This is a genomic window from Noviluteimonas gilva (assembly GCF_009740395.1).
In the GTDB taxonomy this organism is placed as follows: Bacteria; Pseudomonadota; Gammaproteobacteria; order Xanthomonadales; family Xanthomonadaceae; genus Noviluteimonas; species Noviluteimonas gilva.
Window position 1 is genome coordinate 832,486 of record NZ_WOXT01000001.1, and the last position, 15,822, is coordinate 848,307.

Annotated in this window: 14 protein-coding genes and 1 tRNA gene; 8 read left to right on the forward strand and 7 right to left on the reverse strand. The window is 62.9% G+C overall.

Annotation, left to right across the window (positions count from 1 at the left end; genetic code table 11):
- The first annotated feature begins 14 nt into the window (after positions 1 to 14).
- Positions 15 to 1,145 (forward strand): glycosyltransferase, encoded by a 1,131-nt coding sequence (locus tag GN331_RS03825; protein ID WP_156640456.1) that lies wholly within the window; start codon positions 15 to 17, stop codon positions 1,143 to 1,145.
- A gap of 1 nt (position 1,146) precedes the next feature.
- Here the strand turns inward: GN331_RS03825 and GN331_RS03830 are convergent, their stop codons facing one another.
- From GN331_RS03830 to GN331_RS03840, 3 genes are read right to left on the reverse strand one after another with little or no spacing between them, the layout of a single operon-like run.
- Positions 1,147 to 2,631: a PH domain-containing protein gene (locus GN331_RS03830; RefSeq protein WP_156641230.1), complete on the reverse strand. Its 1,485-nt coding sequence runs from the start codon at positions 2,629 to 2,631 to the stop codon at positions 1,147 to 1,149.
- Positions 2,618 to 3,130, reverse strand: a complete 513-nt coding sequence (locus GN331_RS03835; protein WP_331713356.1) for a PH domain-containing protein — start codon at positions 3,128 to 3,130, stop codon at positions 2,618 to 2,620. The genes GN331_RS03830 and GN331_RS03835 overlap by 14 nt, the downstream gene beginning before the upstream one ends.
- Positions 3,127 to 4,101 carry a lauroyl acyltransferase gene (locus GN331_RS03840; protein WP_156640458.1) on the reverse strand — a complete coding sequence of 325 codons (975 nt, stop codon included), beginning with the start codon at positions 4,099 to 4,101 and terminating at the stop codon, positions 3,127 to 3,129. The genes GN331_RS03835 and GN331_RS03840 overlap by 4 nt, the downstream gene beginning before the upstream one ends.
- 51 nt (positions 4,102 to 4,152) lie before the next feature.
- Between GN331_RS03840 and dtd the strand changes: the two genes are divergently transcribed.
- The 6 genes from dtd to GN331_RS03870 all read left to right on the forward strand — a co-directional run bounded on the left by dtd (position 4,153) and on the right by GN331_RS03870 (position 9,278).
- Entirely contained in the window at positions 4,153 to 4,593 is a 441-nt protein-coding gene (gene dtd / locus GN331_RS03845) for a D-aminoacyl-tRNA deacylase (protein ID WP_156640459.1), read from the forward strand.
- A gap of 62 nt (positions 4,594 to 4,655) precedes the next feature.
- Positions 4,656 to 6,512 carry an RNA polymerase sigma factor RpoD gene (gene rpoD / locus GN331_RS03850; RefSeq protein WP_156640461.1) on the forward strand — a complete coding sequence of 619 codons (1,857 nt, stop codon included), beginning with the start codon at positions 4,656 to 4,658 and terminating at the stop codon, positions 6,510 to 6,512.
- Between the two features lie 65 nt (positions 6,513 to 6,577).
- Positions 6,578 to 6,880, forward strand: a complete 303-nt coding sequence (locus GN331_RS03855) for a DUF705 domain-containing protein (protein WP_156640463.1) — start codon at positions 6,578 to 6,580, stop codon at positions 6,878 to 6,880.
- A 14-nt stretch (positions 6,881 to 6,894) separates the two neighbouring features.
- Positions 6,895 to 6,970, forward strand: a tRNA-Ile gene (locus GN331_RS03860).
- A 178-nt stretch (positions 6,971 to 7,148) separates the two neighbouring features.
- Positions 7,149 to 8,360: a tyrosine-type recombinase/integrase gene (locus tag GN331_RS03865; protein ID WP_156640465.1), complete on the forward strand. Its 1,212-nt coding sequence runs from the start codon at positions 7,149 to 7,151 to the stop codon at positions 8,358 to 8,360.
- Positions 8,361 to 8,372: 12 nt separating this feature from the next.
- The gene (locus tag GN331_RS03870) at positions 8,373 to 9,278 is read left to right on the forward strand and encodes a hypothetical protein (RefSeq protein WP_156640466.1); all 906 of its coding nucleotides are present in this window, start codon (positions 8,373 to 8,375) and stop codon (positions 9,276 to 9,278) included.
- 308 nt (positions 9,279 to 9,586) lie between these two features.
- Here the strand turns inward: GN331_RS03870 and GN331_RS03875 are convergent, their stop codons facing one another.
- A complete protein-coding gene (locus GN331_RS03875; RefSeq protein ID WP_197426988.1) occupies positions 9,587 to 10,042 on the reverse strand; it encodes a Mov34/MPN/PAD-1 family protein in 456 nt (151 codons plus the stop codon).
- A gap of 10 nt (positions 10,043 to 10,052) precedes the next feature.
- A complete protein-coding gene (locus GN331_RS03880; protein WP_156640470.1) occupies positions 10,053 to 11,774 on the reverse strand; it encodes a ThiF family adenylyltransferase in 1,722 nt (573 codons plus the stop codon).
- 249 nt (positions 11,775 to 12,023) lie between these two features.
- Here GN331_RS03880 and GN331_RS03885 point away from each other — a divergent pair, with 249 nt between their 5' ends.
- Entirely contained in the window at positions 12,024 to 12,908 is an 885-nt protein-coding gene (locus tag GN331_RS03885) for a helix-turn-helix transcriptional regulator (protein WP_156640472.1), read from the forward strand.
- A gap of 58 nt (positions 12,909 to 12,966) precedes the next feature.
- On the opposite strand, the gene GN331_RS03890 is transcribed toward GN331_RS03885, so the two are convergent.
- Together GN331_RS03890 and GN331_RS03895 are read right to left on the reverse strand one after the other, a co-directional pair.
- Positions 12,967 to 14,910, reverse strand: coding sequence for a DUF2779 domain-containing protein (locus GN331_RS03890; protein WP_156640474.1), 1,944 nt, complete (start codon positions 14,908 to 14,910; stop codon positions 12,967 to 12,969).
- A gap of 38 nt (positions 14,911 to 14,948) precedes the next feature.
- On the reverse strand, positions 14,949 to 15,782 hold the full coding sequence (locus GN331_RS03895; RefSeq protein ID WP_156640476.1) for a helix-turn-helix transcriptional regulator: 834 nt from the start codon (positions 15,780 to 15,782) through the stop codon (positions 14,949 to 14,951).
- Positions 15,783 to 15,822 lie beyond the last annotated feature (40 nt).

Here is a 15,822-nt window from a genome sequence, read left to right on the forward strand (position 1 = left end):
TTAGACTGCGCGCCATGCACGCCCCCGTCGATGCCCGTTCGCCCGAAGCGAGGCCCGTCCGCGTCCTGCACTTCGTCACCGGAGGCTTCTCCGGCGGCGCGACGCAGATCGCCATCGCTTTGACGCAGGCCGGCGTCGAGAGCCCGGAGATCGAGCCGCTGCTCGTGCTGCGCCGCAAGCGCCGCACCGATCCGCGCCGCATCGCCGAACTCGAACAGGCCGGCGTGCCGTTGCGCGTCGTCCCCGGTTGGTCGCATGCCGCGACGATCTGGTCGTTGGTGCAGGTCTGCCGCGAGTTCAAGCCCGACGTTTTGATCGCGCATGGCTTCAGCGAACACCTGTGGGGCCGCTATGCCGGCCTGCTCGCGAAGGTGCCGCACCTGGTGCACGTCGAACACAACACGCGCGAGCGTTACACCGCGTGGCGGCTCAAGCAGTCGCGCTGGCTCGCGCAACGCACCGATCGCATCGTCGGTTGCTCGGAAGGCGTGAAGGACGAACTGCTCGCGCAGGGCATGCCGCCGGAACGCACGATCGCGATTCCGAATGGCGTCCGACTGGCGCCGTTCGAAAACGCCGACGCGCATCCGCTCGCGCAGCGCATCCCCGGCATCGTGATGGTCGCGCGCCTTTCGAAGCAGAAGGACCACGCGACCTTGATTCGCGCCGTCGCGCATCTGCGCGATCGCGGGCACGTCGTGCCGGTGTTGTTCGCGGGCGGCGGCAAGAAGCGCCATCTCGCGCCGCTGGAACAACTCGTGCGTTTGCTTGGCCTGCAAGACCAAGTGCGTTTTCTCGGCGTCGCGCGCAACGTGCCGGAGCTGTTGCTGACGCATCGGATCGCAGTGCTGAGTACGCACTGGGAGGGCATGCCGCTCGCGTTGATCGAAGGCATGGCGGCGGGTTGCGCGGTCGTTGGCACTGCGGTGCCGGGTGTGCGCGAAGTGATCGACGACGGTGTCGATGGTCGCCTCGTTCCCGAGAACGACGATGTCGCGTTGGCCGATGTGCTGCAGGACTTGCTCACGAACGATGCGGAGGCCGCGCGCCTCGGCGCCGGTGCGCGTCGTTCCGCGCGGGAGAAGTACGGCCGTGAGCTGATGCACCAGCGCTACGAAGCGCTGTGTCTCGAACTCGCGCGTTGATTCACCAGCGCAGTTTGCGCGCCGCGACCATTCGCGCGAGGCGATCGCACAAGGCGCGCGCTTCCGCTTCCGGCAGGTGCGCGATGCGCAACGGGCCGGTCATCGCGCCCGCGCCTGCGGTGTCGAGCCACAACGTCGCCATGCCCCATCGCCGATCGAGCGGGCCGGTGGCGATGCGCAATGCCTGCAACTTGTCGATCTCCGCGAACCGCCACTGTCGCGACCACCAGCCCGTGCGCACGGCGACGATCTCGGCGTTCACCGCGTAGCCCGCACGCTGCGCATGGTGCCGCGCGACGAACCACGTCCACGCCGGCCACGCGAGCGCGATCAGCCCGATCCAGCCGAACCGCCAGCACAGCGCGATCACGACGAGCGTCGGGAACCACGCATTCGCCAGGAAAATGCGGATCGCCGACTTCGGATGCAGGCGCTGCCACTCCAGCGACGGCCAACCGGCCTCGGGCAGCAGGTGTTCGATCAGCGCGTCGCATTGCGCGGGCGTCGCGATCGGCGCGAGTTCGCGCAGCGCGCGCGGCGTTTGTCCTTCGCGTGTCTGCCCGCCTGCGGTGTCGACCTGCAGGCTGCGGCGCTTGAACAGGCGATGCAGCACGCCTTCCTGCAAGGTCCACGCCTGCAAGCGGCGCTTCGACGCGGAGTTGCGCGAACGCGCAAGCAACCCGCGCTCCACCGTGAGCCGCGGCCCGTCTTCGCTCAGCACGAAGCCGTAGTACTGCAATAGCGCCAGTACGAGTGAAAGCAATCGCATGAACGCCAGCAGCGCGAGCACGAGCGTGGCACCCGCGATCGCGTATTCCTGCACGCCGAAATGATGCGACTCGGCCCAGCCGAACATCGACTTCGCCCAGGATTCGAACAGGTTCTCCGCCAGGCGAGGCGCGAACTGCACCGACGCGGCGTAACCGCCGAGCAAGACGAGCAGGCCGCGGTTGGAGATGAAGCCCAGGCGCATGACTTCGCCCGGCGACATCGCGAGCAGCACGTTCGCGGCAGGGGCTTCACCGTCGGCCGTCGCTTCGACAGTCGCGCCGCGATGCCGGATCAGGCGTTCCAGCGCGAGCGCATCGTCCATGCGCAACACGCGCATCGTCGCCTCGGGTTTCTCGCCGCCCGCCGAATCCAGCCGCAACTCGGCCACGCCGAACATGCGATGCAACACCGTCTGGTTCACCGAGACGTTGTGGATGCGCGCGTAGGGAATCTCGCGACGTTGGCGATGGAGCCAGCCGCTGCGGATCGAAAGGCCATCGCGGCCGACGGTGTAACGATAGGTGAGGTATTGCAGCACCGAGGTCAGCGTCAGCACGCCGACGCCGATCAGCGGCCACAACTCGTTGCGGTCGCCGCCGAAGAAGAACGCCGCGACGATCGGGATGATGAACTGCCGCAGTTGCTGCAGCAGCACGAACAACCACGACCACGGATGCAGCCGTCGCTCGGACGGCGCCGCGTCAGCCGGCGTCATCGTCGTCGAGCTGGCGCGCGAGGCGGTCGCGCAGGACTTCGGCATCCTCGGCGTCCAGGCCCGTCACCGACACCGCGCTCATCTTGCTGCCCGCGGTGTGGATCACGAGCGTGGCGAGTTTCCAGCGGCGCTCGAGTGGGCCGTGCTTGAGGTCGAGATGCTGCACGCGCGAGGCGGGCACACGCGTTTCGCGAAAGAAGATGCGGCCACGGCGATAGGCAAAACCATCGTCGTCGAGCCGCCACGCGCTCGATCGATAGCGTTTGATGCCCACCCAGATGAAGAACGCGAGCACGCACGCCCACAGCAAGAGCGGAAGCGCGATCGACGCCACGGGACCGAAGCGATCGGCGAACGCATACGACAGCACCGCGACCGGAACGCCGGCGGCCAGGCCGAACGCGCCGTGGCTCAGCGCGAACAGGGACTTCGCGCGCGGCGGCAGCGGACGCCAGTCGGCGTCGATCGGCATGGCATCGGTCGTTGCGGCTTCGCTCACTGCGGATCCCCATCCCCTGCGCGCGCCAGTGCGGCGCGCTGCGCGCTCGCAGGGTAGCAGTCCGGCCAGTAGGGATTGCCGAGCGTGCTGCCGGGCGCGGGGATCGAGAAGCGCTTGTAGGTCCACTGGTATTGCGCGGGGTCGCGGCGTGCGACGCGTTCGATCGCGGCGTTGAGTGCGGCGACATCTTTCGCCGCGTCGGGCACCGCTTCGAAGCGCAACGCGAACGCCGGCCCATCGGGTGTCTCGCCGACGCGCTCGCAGTAACCGACCAACACCGTCGCCCCCGTGCGCTGCGCCAGGCGCGTGAGCAGCGTCATCGTCAGCGCGGGAATGCCGAAGAAGGGCGCGAACTCGCCGTCGCCGGCCTTCGGCTGCTGGTCCGGCAGGATCCCGGCGACCCCGCCGCCCTGCAGCAGCTTGAACAAGCCGCGGATCGCCGGCCCTTCGGCGCGCACCTGCGTCACGCGGTCGGCGTCGCCGTGCGCGGCGCGCACGCGACGCAGGAAGGCTTCGCCGATCTTCGAATCGGGCGGGGCGTAGAGGATCGCGAGCTGCGTGCGCGACGCGAGCCACTGGTTCAACAACTCCCAGTTGCCGTAATGCGGCGCGGCGACGATCAATCCCTTGCCGGCTGCCAGCGCTGCATCGAACAGGTCGACCCCCTGCGATTCGCGGATCAGCGCGAGGTTGCTTGCGTGGGGGCGCGTCCAGAAGCGCAGGGTTTCCAGCGCCTGGCGCGCGGTGGTGCGCAACACGTCGGCCGTGCGTTGCGCGCGTTGCCCGGGGAGCCATTCGGGATAGGCCAGCTCCAGGTTCCGCCGCACGACCCTGACGCCGCGCGTATCGCGGGACACCAAAGCACGGGCGAACACATCCGCCATCCCCCGCAGCCACGGCCAGGGCAGGCGGGCGAACCAGGTGGCGAGGCGGTGGAGGAGGCCAGCGGCGAAGTCGGTCACGGCGGGCAGTCTAGCGGGCGCGGTCTGCTAACTTTTCGCATCCGCCCCGATGACCCCGCCATGCTCGCCCTGATCCAGCGCGTCACCGAAGCCAGCGTGGTGGTCGACGGCGAAACCGTCGGCGCCATCGACGCCGGCCTGCTCGCCTTCGTCGGCATGGAGCCGGGGGACACCGATGCACAGATCGCGCGGATGGCCGAACGCCTCCTGGGGTACCGGGTCTTCGAGGACGCGCAGGGCAAGATGAACCTCGGGCTCTCGCAAACCGGGGGCGGCCTGCTCCTGGTCAGCCAGTTCACGCTGGCCGCGGACACGCAATCGGGCATGCGCCCCAGCTTCAGCACCGCCGCGCCGCCGGAAGTCGCTGAACCCGGCTTCAACAAATTGGTCGAAGTTTGTCGCCAGCGGCATGCGGGAAGGGTGGAATCCGGCCGGTTCCGGGCCCATATGATCGTTCGTCTGGTCAATGACGGGCCGGTCACCTTCCTTCTCCGACCCTGACCTCCACCCCGGCAGGTATAATGCTGGGTTCCCTCCGACCCTTACATACGGTGGCGCACCACATGGCAACCGAACGCCAGGCCCCCCAGTCCGACATCAAGCAGCTGATCAGCAAGGGCCTGGAACAGGGTTACCTGACCTACGCCGAAGTCAACGATCACCTGCCCGACGACGTCGTCGATCCCGAACAGATCGAAGACATCATCGGCATGATCAACGGAATGGGAATCGAGGTGCACGAAGTTGCACCCGACGCCGAAACCCTCCTCCTCGCCGGCGCCTCCGGCGGCGGGCGTGAAGTCGACGACACCGCAGCCGAAGAAGCCGCCGCGGCGCTGACCGCGCTCGACTCCGAAGGCGGCCGCACGACCGACCCCGTCCGCATGTACATGCGCGAGATGGGCACGGTCGAACTGCTGACGCGCGAAGGCGAAATCGCCATCGCCAAGCGCATCGAGGAAGGCCTCAACCAGATGCTCTCGGCACTGGCGAGCTTCCCGTGGTCGATCCAGCTGTTGCTGGAGGAATACGACCTGCACAAGGCCGGCAAGAAGCGCCTTGCGGAAATCGTCGCGGGCTTCAACGACATCGAAGAGCCGGTCGCCGAAATCCCGGTCGCCGCCGAAGTCGACGACACCGCCGCCGAAGCCGAAGAAGAAGTCGAAGCCGACGGCGACGACGCGGCCGAGGAAACCGGCCCCACCGGTCCGGATCCGGCTGAAGTGCTGCGCCGCATGGAAGCGATGGGCGCGCTGTACCAGAAGTTCCAGAAGTCGTACCAGAAGAACGGCCCGACCGCGAAGCCGGTCGCCAAGCTCCGCGAGGAGATGGCCGAGATCTTCATGACGCTCAAGCTGCCGCTGCCGCTGACCGACACGCTGGTCCGCAAGCTGCGCGACGTCGTGGGCGAGATCAAGGACCACGAGCGCCGCATCCTCGACCTGGCCACGCGTGTCGCACGCATGCCGCGCAAGGATTTCCTGCGCGCCTGGGAAGGCAACCAGACCAACCTGGGTTGGGTGGATGACGTCCTCAAGCGCAAGCAGAAGTGGTCCTCGGGCCTGCGCGACGTCAAGGAACAGATCATCGCCGAGCAGGAAGCCACGATCGCCGTGGAGCAGGCGTTGTACCTGCAGCTGCCCGACATCAAGGAAATCTCGCGCGCGATGGCCTACGGCGAGGCGAAGGCCCGCAAGGCCAAGAAGGAGATGGTCGAGGCCAACCTGCGCCTGGTGATCTCCATCGCCAAGAAGTACACCAACCGCGGCCTGCAGTTCCTCGACCTCATCCAGGAAGGCAACATCGGCCTGATGAAGGCGGTCGACAAGTTCGAATACCGCCGCGGCTACAAGTTCTCGACCTACGCCACGTGGTGGATCCGCCAGGCCATCACGCGCTCGATCGCCGACCAGGCGCGCACCATCCGTATCCCGGTGCACATGATCGAGACGATCAACAAGCTCAATCGCATCTCCCGCCAGATGCTCCAGCAGTTCGGCCGCGAGGCCACGCCGGAAGAGTTGGCGAAAGAGATGGACATGCCCGAGGACAAGATCCGCAAGGTCATGAAGATCGCGAAGGAACCGATCTCCATGGAGACGCCGATCGGCGACGACGAGGATTCGCACCTGGGCGACTTCATCGAGGACACCAACGTGGAGTCCCCGATCGAGAGCACCACCAACATCAACCTGTCGGAAACGGTGCGCGACGTGCTCGCGGGCCTGACGCCGCGGGAAGCGAAGGTGTTGCGCATGCGCTTCGGCATCGACATGAATACCGACCACACGCTCGAAGAGGTCGGCAAGCAGTTCGACGTCACGCGCGAACGCATCCGCCAGATCGAAGCCAAGGCGCTGCGCAAGCTGCGGCATCCGAGCCGGAGCGAACAGCTCCGCAGCTTCCTCGACATCGATTGATCGCAATAGACGAAGCCCCGCGAAAGCGGGGCTTCTGCTTTAGGGCGTCAGGCTATGCTCCGCGCATGAAAACGCGCACCGTCTTCGTCGACGTCGACGACACCCTGATTCGATCGATCGGCACCAGGCGCATTCCGATGCCCGCGGTCGTCGAGTCCGTGCGTGCCCTGCATCGCGCAGGCGTGACGCTGTACCTGTGGAGCACCGGCGGCGCCGACTACGCGCGCGCATCGGCGGTCGAACTCGGCATCGAGCAGTGCTTCGTGGCCTTTCTGCCCAAGCCCGACGCCTACTTGGACGATCAGTCCGTCGCCGACTGGCGCGATTGCCGACATGTCCTGCCGGGCAACGCGGAGGCGCTTCTGTAAGATGCCCCCGCGACGGGCCTATAGCTCAATGGTTAGAGCAGAGGACTCATAATCCTTTGGTTCCAGGTTCGAGTCCTGGTGGGCCCACCACATAGGCGTCCAAGGTTGTCCGGGACAGTCCATGAAACAGCATACAACCCCGCAAATCGCGGGGTTTTTTGTGCGCTCGGGTCCAGGCGTGTCCGCTTGAATCCGGAAAAAAAGTGAGTCAGGCTGTGAGTCAGGCGGCCGGCAAGGGGGCGCTGACTCACAATTGGTTGACTCACACATGCTCACCGACACGAAGCTGCGCACACTCAAGCCACGAACGAGTGCCTACCGCCTCGCCGATACCAATGGCCTGTGCATCGAAGTGCGCCCGAGCGGCGCCAAGGTCTGGCGATATCGATATCGCTACGCCGGCAAGCCGAGCATCATCACGATGGCGGAGTACCCGGCCATGGGCTTGGCGGAGGCGCGCGCCGAGCGGGACCGCCTGCGCGCTCTGGTAAAGGGCGGGGGTAATCCCGCGAACGCCGCCAGGATCGAGCGGGCCGCAAAGATCGAGCAGGCGGACACGACGTTCGGCGCCGTCGCAGCCGAGCTCTTGGCCAAGCGCGCGAAGGAAGGGCTGAGTCCTGGATCGGTGAAGCGCGAACGTCGGCTGATTGAGAAGGACATGGCAGCAATCAGCGGCATCCCGATTACCGACGTGACTGCTCCTCTGCTACTCACTTCGTTACGGAAACTTGAAAAGCGCGGTGTTGTCGAGACGGCTCATCGGGCCCGATCGTTCGCAGGCCGTGTCTTTCGATATGCCATCGCAACGGGCCGGGCGGTGAACAATCCGGCCGACGATCTCGCGGGTGCGCTCGAACAGCCGCAGACTAAGCACTTCGCCAGCGTGACCGATCCCGCGAAAATCGGTGACCTGCTCCGAGCCATGTACTCCTACCGAGGGTCGCCGGTGACCGTTGCGGCCTTGAAGCTGGCACCCATGCTCTTCGTGCGACCAGGAGAATTGCGGAAGGCGCGTTGGGCTGAAATTGATCTAGACGCGGCAGAGTGGCGCTTCACCGCCAGCAAGACCGGGACGCCGCATATCGTGCCGCTTCCATCTCAAGCAATAGATATCTTGGAGGATCTACACCCGCTCACGAGACGGAGTGAATATGCCTTCCCCGGGGTTCGGAGTGCAAAGCGGCCCATGAGCGAAAACACCATCAATGCCGCATTGCGCTACCTCGGCTTCAATGGGGACACCATCACCGGGCACGGATTTCGCGCTATGGCGCGGACCGTCTTGGATGAAGTGTTGGGGTTCCGGCCAGACTTCATAGAGCATCAGCTGGCCCATGCAGTTCGAGATCCGCTTGGACGCGCATATAACAGAACTGCACATTTGGGGGAGCGTAAGAAGATGATGCAGGCGTGGGCCAACTATCTTGATCGACTGCGCGAAGAGGCGAAGAAGGTCGTCCCTATCCGGCGAGCTGGATAGGGGGCCCTCGTTATGAGAATCGAGGCATCTGTGGTGCAGGGGCTCGTCGATCAGGCGAACCGTTTGCAGCTTGCCGCCGTGGTGCCGGCGGATTGCGGGCGTGTCGACGTTGCGGCGGAACTGCAGGCCACACGCGAACGCTTAGCCCGGCGCATTGACGCACACCTGCAACCCTGGTTTGTCCTGCTTGACGAAGGCATTCAGTTCTTCGTGCAGTTCGAGCGATATCTGTACGAGTTTCCGGTTAGCAGCAACCGCGCAAGTTTCGCGGTGACCATTTCGAAACTCAAACGCGACGTCATCTCGATACGCGACCTGCTAGCCATCGGCCAGGATATGACCGCGCGAGTTCTGGCACGCACATTCATTGAGAACATCGAAATCGCCATGGCGCTGGCGTTGAGTGCTGAAACATGCGAGGCCTTTGCCGCGACGCACGACACGAACGAGTTCTGGAACAGACACATTGGGTACGGAAAGGTGTACGACAAAGTGCATCAGTATCTCTTGGCCTGTGGCATCCAGGAAGAACGGTCCAAGCCACTCGTCGACAGGCACCGCGAAGCAAAGAAGATGTTCTCCGAGAGCACGCATGGTGGACGCCAGTCCTCGCTCATGAGTGCATTTGCGCCGTCACTTACCGATAAGGACGAAGTGCACTTCTTGTCCCTTGGTGCGCTTACCTACGTCACGGCGCAACTGGCACTGTTCATTGCACAGGAGACGCATGCGCTTGCGGGCTCCATCATAAAGGGAAGGATGGCTGCTGACCCGTTGCATCTCTTTAGGGACTTTCTCATCACCGGTCGGTATATGAATGCCGTCGGCTCCGCCTATGTTCTTCAAGAGCTGCTGATGCGCTATGAAGGTGAGCTGGAGCATCAAGAGGCGAATTTCGCATGCGGCATCGAACGGTAAGCAGCTAACTCCATAGCGGACATGGCGCGTCGGCTGCTTATGGACGAGGCCTGTACGTGCACAGGGGCATGCGCGATTCGGATTTGCCAACATCTCATCGCAGCTGAGTCCTTCGCCGACGAGGCCACGGGTGGCTAGGCAAGAACTGGAAGCTGCGTGGTCAGCAGCTTTGACCAACGCCGTTATTGATCGCTGCCGTTTTCCAGGCCTGGATGTAGCGTATTAAGAGCCTTTCCGCGCAGATCGGGAACGAGCATTGGCAAGCGGCGTACCGCGGCGCGGTTACGGGTCAGAACTTGCCGGGCCAACTAGAAGATCCTCAGCTCCACGGGAACGATACTGCGAGGCAGGAGGCTGCGCGTGGCGCCAAGCGTGAATACTTGCGTGCCCCATCTGTGTCCGCTTCCGGCGAATAGCACCATCAGCGGATCGGGACAGCGCGCTTCTGGAGCATTGGCTATGCGGCGCAACGTGCGCTTGTCTAACGGACTCAGCCGCGCAGTCCCTGAGGGATGGGTATGCCAATCACCAAGATAGGTCGTCGCTCCATTTGATTCACGGTAAAGACGCGCGATCTCATCCACGTGGTACTCGTCGTCAGGAACGAATGTGTAGCGGTGATGCTGGGCGTCATTCCCGGGGCCGACAAAATCGGTGACGATGGCGGCTTGGCCGTTCCAGTACCCGGCGAGCACTCCGCCAACTTCCAACGGTTCCCAATCCCTTGCGAGTTCTTCAAGGTCCTGCTGAATGCCGCGAGGCATCCAGCAGACCTCAATGGTTGGTGCACTTCGCATGACGCGGCAGCTTGTAAGGGGTCCACTTGGGCAGTTGGGGGCGGCCTGCCTCGTCGCGCAGGTCTACCACGGCGACGTTCCAGTCGTATTGCGTGGCCGGTTGGGCGCCGACGTGCACCAGGACTTCGTCCATGACCACGCGCACGCCCATGAGGCTAACTTCGCTCAGGTCCACCTGCGCACCAACAAACGTAGGATCCAGGCAGCCCGCGGGCTGCACCTCGGCGCTTTCCGGGGCGCTGCGCAGCTTCGGAATCTTTACTTCGGCGTCCTGGTCGTCGAGGTAGTAGAGGTGGCACATCCAGCAGAAATCCTCCGGTTTTCCGCTCGCGCGTCCAACCAGTCCCGCCCAGCCTCCATTGCTCGCATGCATCCACACATGCGGAATCCCTTGGTGGCGGGCAAAGGCCGAAAGATAGTTGCTGACGCCTATGGATGCGGAGGCATCGAACAGACACGTGACGCCGTTCACCAAGCCTTCGTAAGCCTTATCCAGCCACGCCATGTCATCAGACGATGCATCGCCGATCCGAAGCGTGGTGGGAACCACGGTCGTATACGGGAAGTTTTCACTCAGCACGGCGTGGAGCACCGTGACCTTGTGATGTCCGGCGTAATCGCGACCAAGCTCCCACCGAATGGCGTTGCCGGCATCGAGCACGTCATGGTCGAACAGCCGCAGCTCCCCGATGCCAGCCTGGGCGAGCCACTTGGCCGCGGGAGATCCGATACTGCCCGTGCCGACCAGTGAGACGCATCCCTTCTGCAATCCCTCGGCTGTGGGATCGCGTCGGAAGTAGTTGGTCCGACTTTCCAATTCCACGCGATGCAGCGCCCGGTCCGTCGAGCCGACGGTCTTGGTCTTGTTGCCGATGGACCTGCTCACCACGATGGCGTTGCCTTCGGCTCCCTTCCAAGTCAGTTCATCCGCGAAGAGAAGGGCAAGCAGATCGATGCGAACGTCGGTGTTGGGAAGTGGCTTCCAGGCAGGGCGGGAAAGGTTTGCATCACTTTCAGCCGCTAGCTTCAAGAAGTCGTTGGCGTCCCCGACCTTCGGGCGCTCCGCCAACTTGACCCATCGGCCCTCGACGATTGGGCGTTTTGTGAAGTTTTCACGACTCCGCGCTTCCGAGGAGAACAACACCCTGCCCTGCTGATCGAGGACCTCAATGACGGTGCCGCGCAGGGGGTTGAGCTGGACCAGGCCGATCTTGAACGTGCCTTTGTCCGGCAGCGTGGAAATGTCGAACGCGGGAAATCCAACAAACGATCCCTGCTGGGGATGCAGGAACGCCGTTACGGGTTCAGCCTCCTTGCCGTTGAGGTCCTCCTCAGGCTGACCAGGCTGGCCGGCGAATACACGCGGCAGCTGCTGGTCGATCAAGGACGACAGCGTGTCGGTAGCAGGCTTCCAATCCTCTCCGTTGCGCCTGAGCATGCACAGTTGCTTCGAGCCCGGCGTCTGATGTCGTGCCAAATCCAACGTTGGTGCCACGACCATCGGATTGGCGAAGGGGTAGTTGAACGGATAGTGGGCGACCAGTCGCAATGGCTGGCCGTCCCACAGTTTGGTGAGGTTCAACGTCAGCCGTCCCTTGCTTCGAGCGCCTTCGTCGACTTCAAACGTGATGCCGGCAGCTTCCAGCGCCTGCTGCTCCCGTTCCCAGCGCGCCGGGTCGAGTTCCCACCACTTAGTCATGATCAACCCACCGGACGGTGGCCCGGGGGGCGGGGCGGGTTCTGCGGGTTGCCGGGGTGCGGGTTGGGCGGGCCCGGCGGGACGTTCGGATGCCCCGGGTGTTCGGGATGCTGCGGATGGTCCGGGTGATCAGGGTGGTTGGGCATGGGGGTAGCCTTTAAGATGCGAACCTACGACAGGTCCGGCTACAAACTATACGGATAGTTTTATGACGGGTCAAGTAACTATTCTGACCAGAAGGGGCGGCCCATGAGCGACACCGAAAACGCGCCAGTACGTTGGAGCGTTGAGCAGCGCCTCGCATTCATAGAGCGCAGGCTGTTCTGGGACGGCAAGATCAACCGATCCGATCTCGTCGACCACTTCTCCATCTCCACCCCGCAGGCGTCGTCAGATCTATCGCAATACGACGAAGTGGCGCGGGGCAATATGGCGTACGACAAGCATGCCAAGGCCTACCTGGTAACGGAGGAATTCCATCCCCGCGCCGAACCCAACGCCCGGGAATACCTAGCTCAGCTGCAACTGATTGCAGACGGCGTGCTGCGACAGCAGGAGTCGTGGCTGGGCTGGGTTCCTCCCTTCGGCCTCGTGCCACGTGTAAGACGGAAGTTAGGCGCCGATGTGTTGCAAAGCATCTTGGGTGCCATACGCAGCGGCTTGGCCTTGAACATCGAATACCAGTCGATGAGTGCGCAAAGGCCATCACTTCGATGGATCGTGCCGCATGCGTTGAGCTTCGACGGCTATCGCTGGCATGTGCGAGCGTGGTGTCATCGACGAAACAAGTTTCTGGATTTCGTGCTTGCGCGAATCTTGGTTGTTGAGTCCACACGCGAAGAGAAAATCGACCCAGCGACGGATCGCGCATGGAATGAAACAACTGTATTGCGTCTAGGTCCAAATCCCCTTCTTCCGCCTGCGCAGCAGAAGGCAATCGCCTTGGACTTCGGAATGCAGGGAGACTCCGTACCTGTTGAGGTAAGGAGAAGCCTGGTCTATTACTTGGCGCGCCAGCTGCTTCTTGACGTAAGCAACACCCTGCCTCCGGAAAGAGTGCAAGTTATCTTGTTGAATTTGGACGAAGTGAACGAAGATCTGGAGTCGGTAGGTGAGGCCAAAATTGGAGCGTGAGTGACGTCTTCCAGCGTCCAGATTGACAAGTATCCGCTAAAATATTTGACGCAATCTGCTATGCGATAAGTTCATTCAAGCCTTCCCACGCAAAGACCATCGCTAACGTGTCGAGCTCGCAATAGCGCAAAAGCTGGACACGCAAGCGTTGAACTGCCGCCTCATCCAACAGGCCGCTCTGGAGGAGGCCGTAGGCCACCATCGCGGCGCCGCCATCGGCGATAGCCTGTTCCTCATCCTCGAGTCGCTCAAGGCCAACCAGGTCTGGATCTTCGCATCGCTCACCAAGAAGTAGGTATGGATCAATGACCGAGCCTGCCTCGTTGCGCTGCACCCAAACGTGGTTTTCGAAGTTCATGCTCCGAATGCCGTCGTCGCGGCCGTAGATAGGTTCGGCGTACCGCTGTTGCAGGCGAGCTGACGATGCAAGGAGTGCCGGTAGCACCTTCTTAAGCGAACTGCTTCCGCGCGTCCCCGGGAAGAAGATTGTGCGATGCACTAGGCGGCCCAAATCAAACAAGCGCCCGGGCACACCCTTGTCGCCGAGCAGATCATCGATGAATGCCACGAGTTCGTCGCGATCGGCAACTTGTTCGATGGGGCTTGCCAGCAGCTGCCTACGCACTTCACTGAGGACGGTGCGCTCGTGATCCCACCAGTGCAATACGGTGCCGCCGTCTCCGGCCAAGGCCGTCTTCAAGGCGCGAACGGTTTCAAAGTTCGGTAGGTCGGCCAAGGACTCCGACAAGTGCTGTGTTTCGTGCGCGAGTGCCCCATCGGCATTCAATCGATGGTGTGAGAACTGAAAGAGCAGCTGCTCGTATGGGCGACGTCCAGCGTGGAAGGGGAGCGCTGGGCGCGAGGTTTCAAAGTCGATGAAATGCAGCGGATACGTCAATGCCTCGATCTGCGCGCGGAGTGGATCCGAACGGACGAACGGACCATTCAATGCGCCACGCGCTTCCTCGGACTGCAGCCACTGCCGATGGGAAAGGGCAATCTCGTCTTCCTTCGGGTCGAACTTGACGTTCTCTGGTTCGATATCGACCAAGAGCAGCTTGCGCTCGGCTAGCAAGGCATCGGTCTGCCGAGAGGAATACAGGTCAAACACGGTTCCCATCGATGTTTGGTGCGGCTCGACCTGGTAGGCCGCCGAAATGCAGCGTCCGCGGCCATCCAGCTTGCCTTGTGTCAACGCTTCGGTGGTCGCACGGTATTGGCAGGACTTGCAGTGACTTCCGAGCCTAGGTGGGTAGGGTTCGGTGTCGAGGCGACGTGCCAACTCCTCAATGCCCTCGCCAAATCCAGCTCCCCATCCCCCCATCTCCAGGGGGAGGGTTTCTAGCTGGTCGAGATACTCGTCGACGGGCAGGGTGTGGAGCACCTGGCGTGCCAAGTTGCCATCCTGCAAAGAGGGGTCGATTTCAATGCGGACTCGTCCGCCGTCCCGCCGAACTTGCAGCCGTTGCGCCAAGTTGCCTTCGTCGCAGAGGCTTGCTTTGTTGGGCATTACCAAATGACTTCGAACTGTCGCTTGCGGATAAGCCTTCTTCAAGACGTAACGCTGAAACGCGACATCGTAGAGGTAGGGCTTCATGCCGCTCAGGAACCCACCTCGCTTTCCGAGGATCTGCGGATCGGCAGGGTCGATGCCCTTTGCCTTGACCTCAAACAGATCCAGCACATCGCCTGACTTGCGCAGTAGGTCTGTGCGCACAAACAGGCGTCCGACGCGAATGGCGGCCTCAAACAAGGTGATATCGCCCTGTTTGAGCATCTCCTCGGTCAGGTCAGCCTGCGCGTCGTGTCCGATGGCTTCTATTTCGATGCCATCGGGAAAGAGGCATTTTGCCAAGGCACCGACCTGATGCCCTCCCTCCGCCAGAGCGATTAGGAACTCGTTGTCGAGATCCGCGTTCGCAAACGCCGGCGCATCGCTGTATTCGAGCTTGGTTGGGCATTCGAGCGCGAGCGCGAAACGACTCTTTGTCAGATACCTCATGGCTCCCCCGGAGATCTCGCTGTTCCTCAGTTCTACACTTATAGCAGTGCTCCTGGTGGAAGTTCGCTTGGCTTATGCACTGCCAGAATGAAGTCTGGTGGGAGCTGCCTGCTGGTATCAACCGCCGCCCTGTACGCTTGGACAAGGTACTTAGACACGGGAAGGCGGACTTCGAAAACCCGCGCAACGGTGCCCGCCATGTACTCATCGCGAACGAGTTGGGCCTGGGCAGCACTCAAGTGTGGGTGCGGGATCAATCGAAGCGTTATCAGCGTGTCCCACGCCTGGTCTTCCTCTGCTCCTGGCAGCAGCGAATGCGCCGGATCGTCTACTCGGCTTATCCGGCCGAGGTTGAAGTCACGAAACTCCTTGGCCCTGTCGCAGTACGCGCGAACGTGCCAGCGCGGTCCGGCTTGGATGAGGGCGTGGGGCCGGATCGTACGCTCGTGTGCTTCTGGATTGTTGAGCGATCGATACTCGATCTGGATCTGCTTGCCCTCGCGAATCGCGGTGTGGATTCGAGAGAACGGTCCGTGCTGGATATGCGTGGCGTGCTGTTGGGCCGAGATGAGCTCGACGCCCGCGCGCAGTCCACGTAGGGCGAGCGTGCCGATTAGGGCTTCGTACTCACTGAATCGACCATCCGTGAGCTGTGGGCGCGCGTATGGCGTAACGACGTAGGCTCGGGCGCCGGTGTCGTACTGGCAGTTGTCGGGCACCAGGTGGGCGTAGGCGGCCATGTCGCGACTGAGGACGGTGCCGTGGACGTCGAAGATCTCCGCCAGCCGCGGGCGGGAGACCCGGCCCTCCCACAGCAGCAGAATCTCTACTGCTTTCACGCGTTCTTGGTGGCCGCGGGGGGTCTTTGCCATGGCGCCGACGTGGGCTGGGTTGCCGGTAGCATAAAAGTAT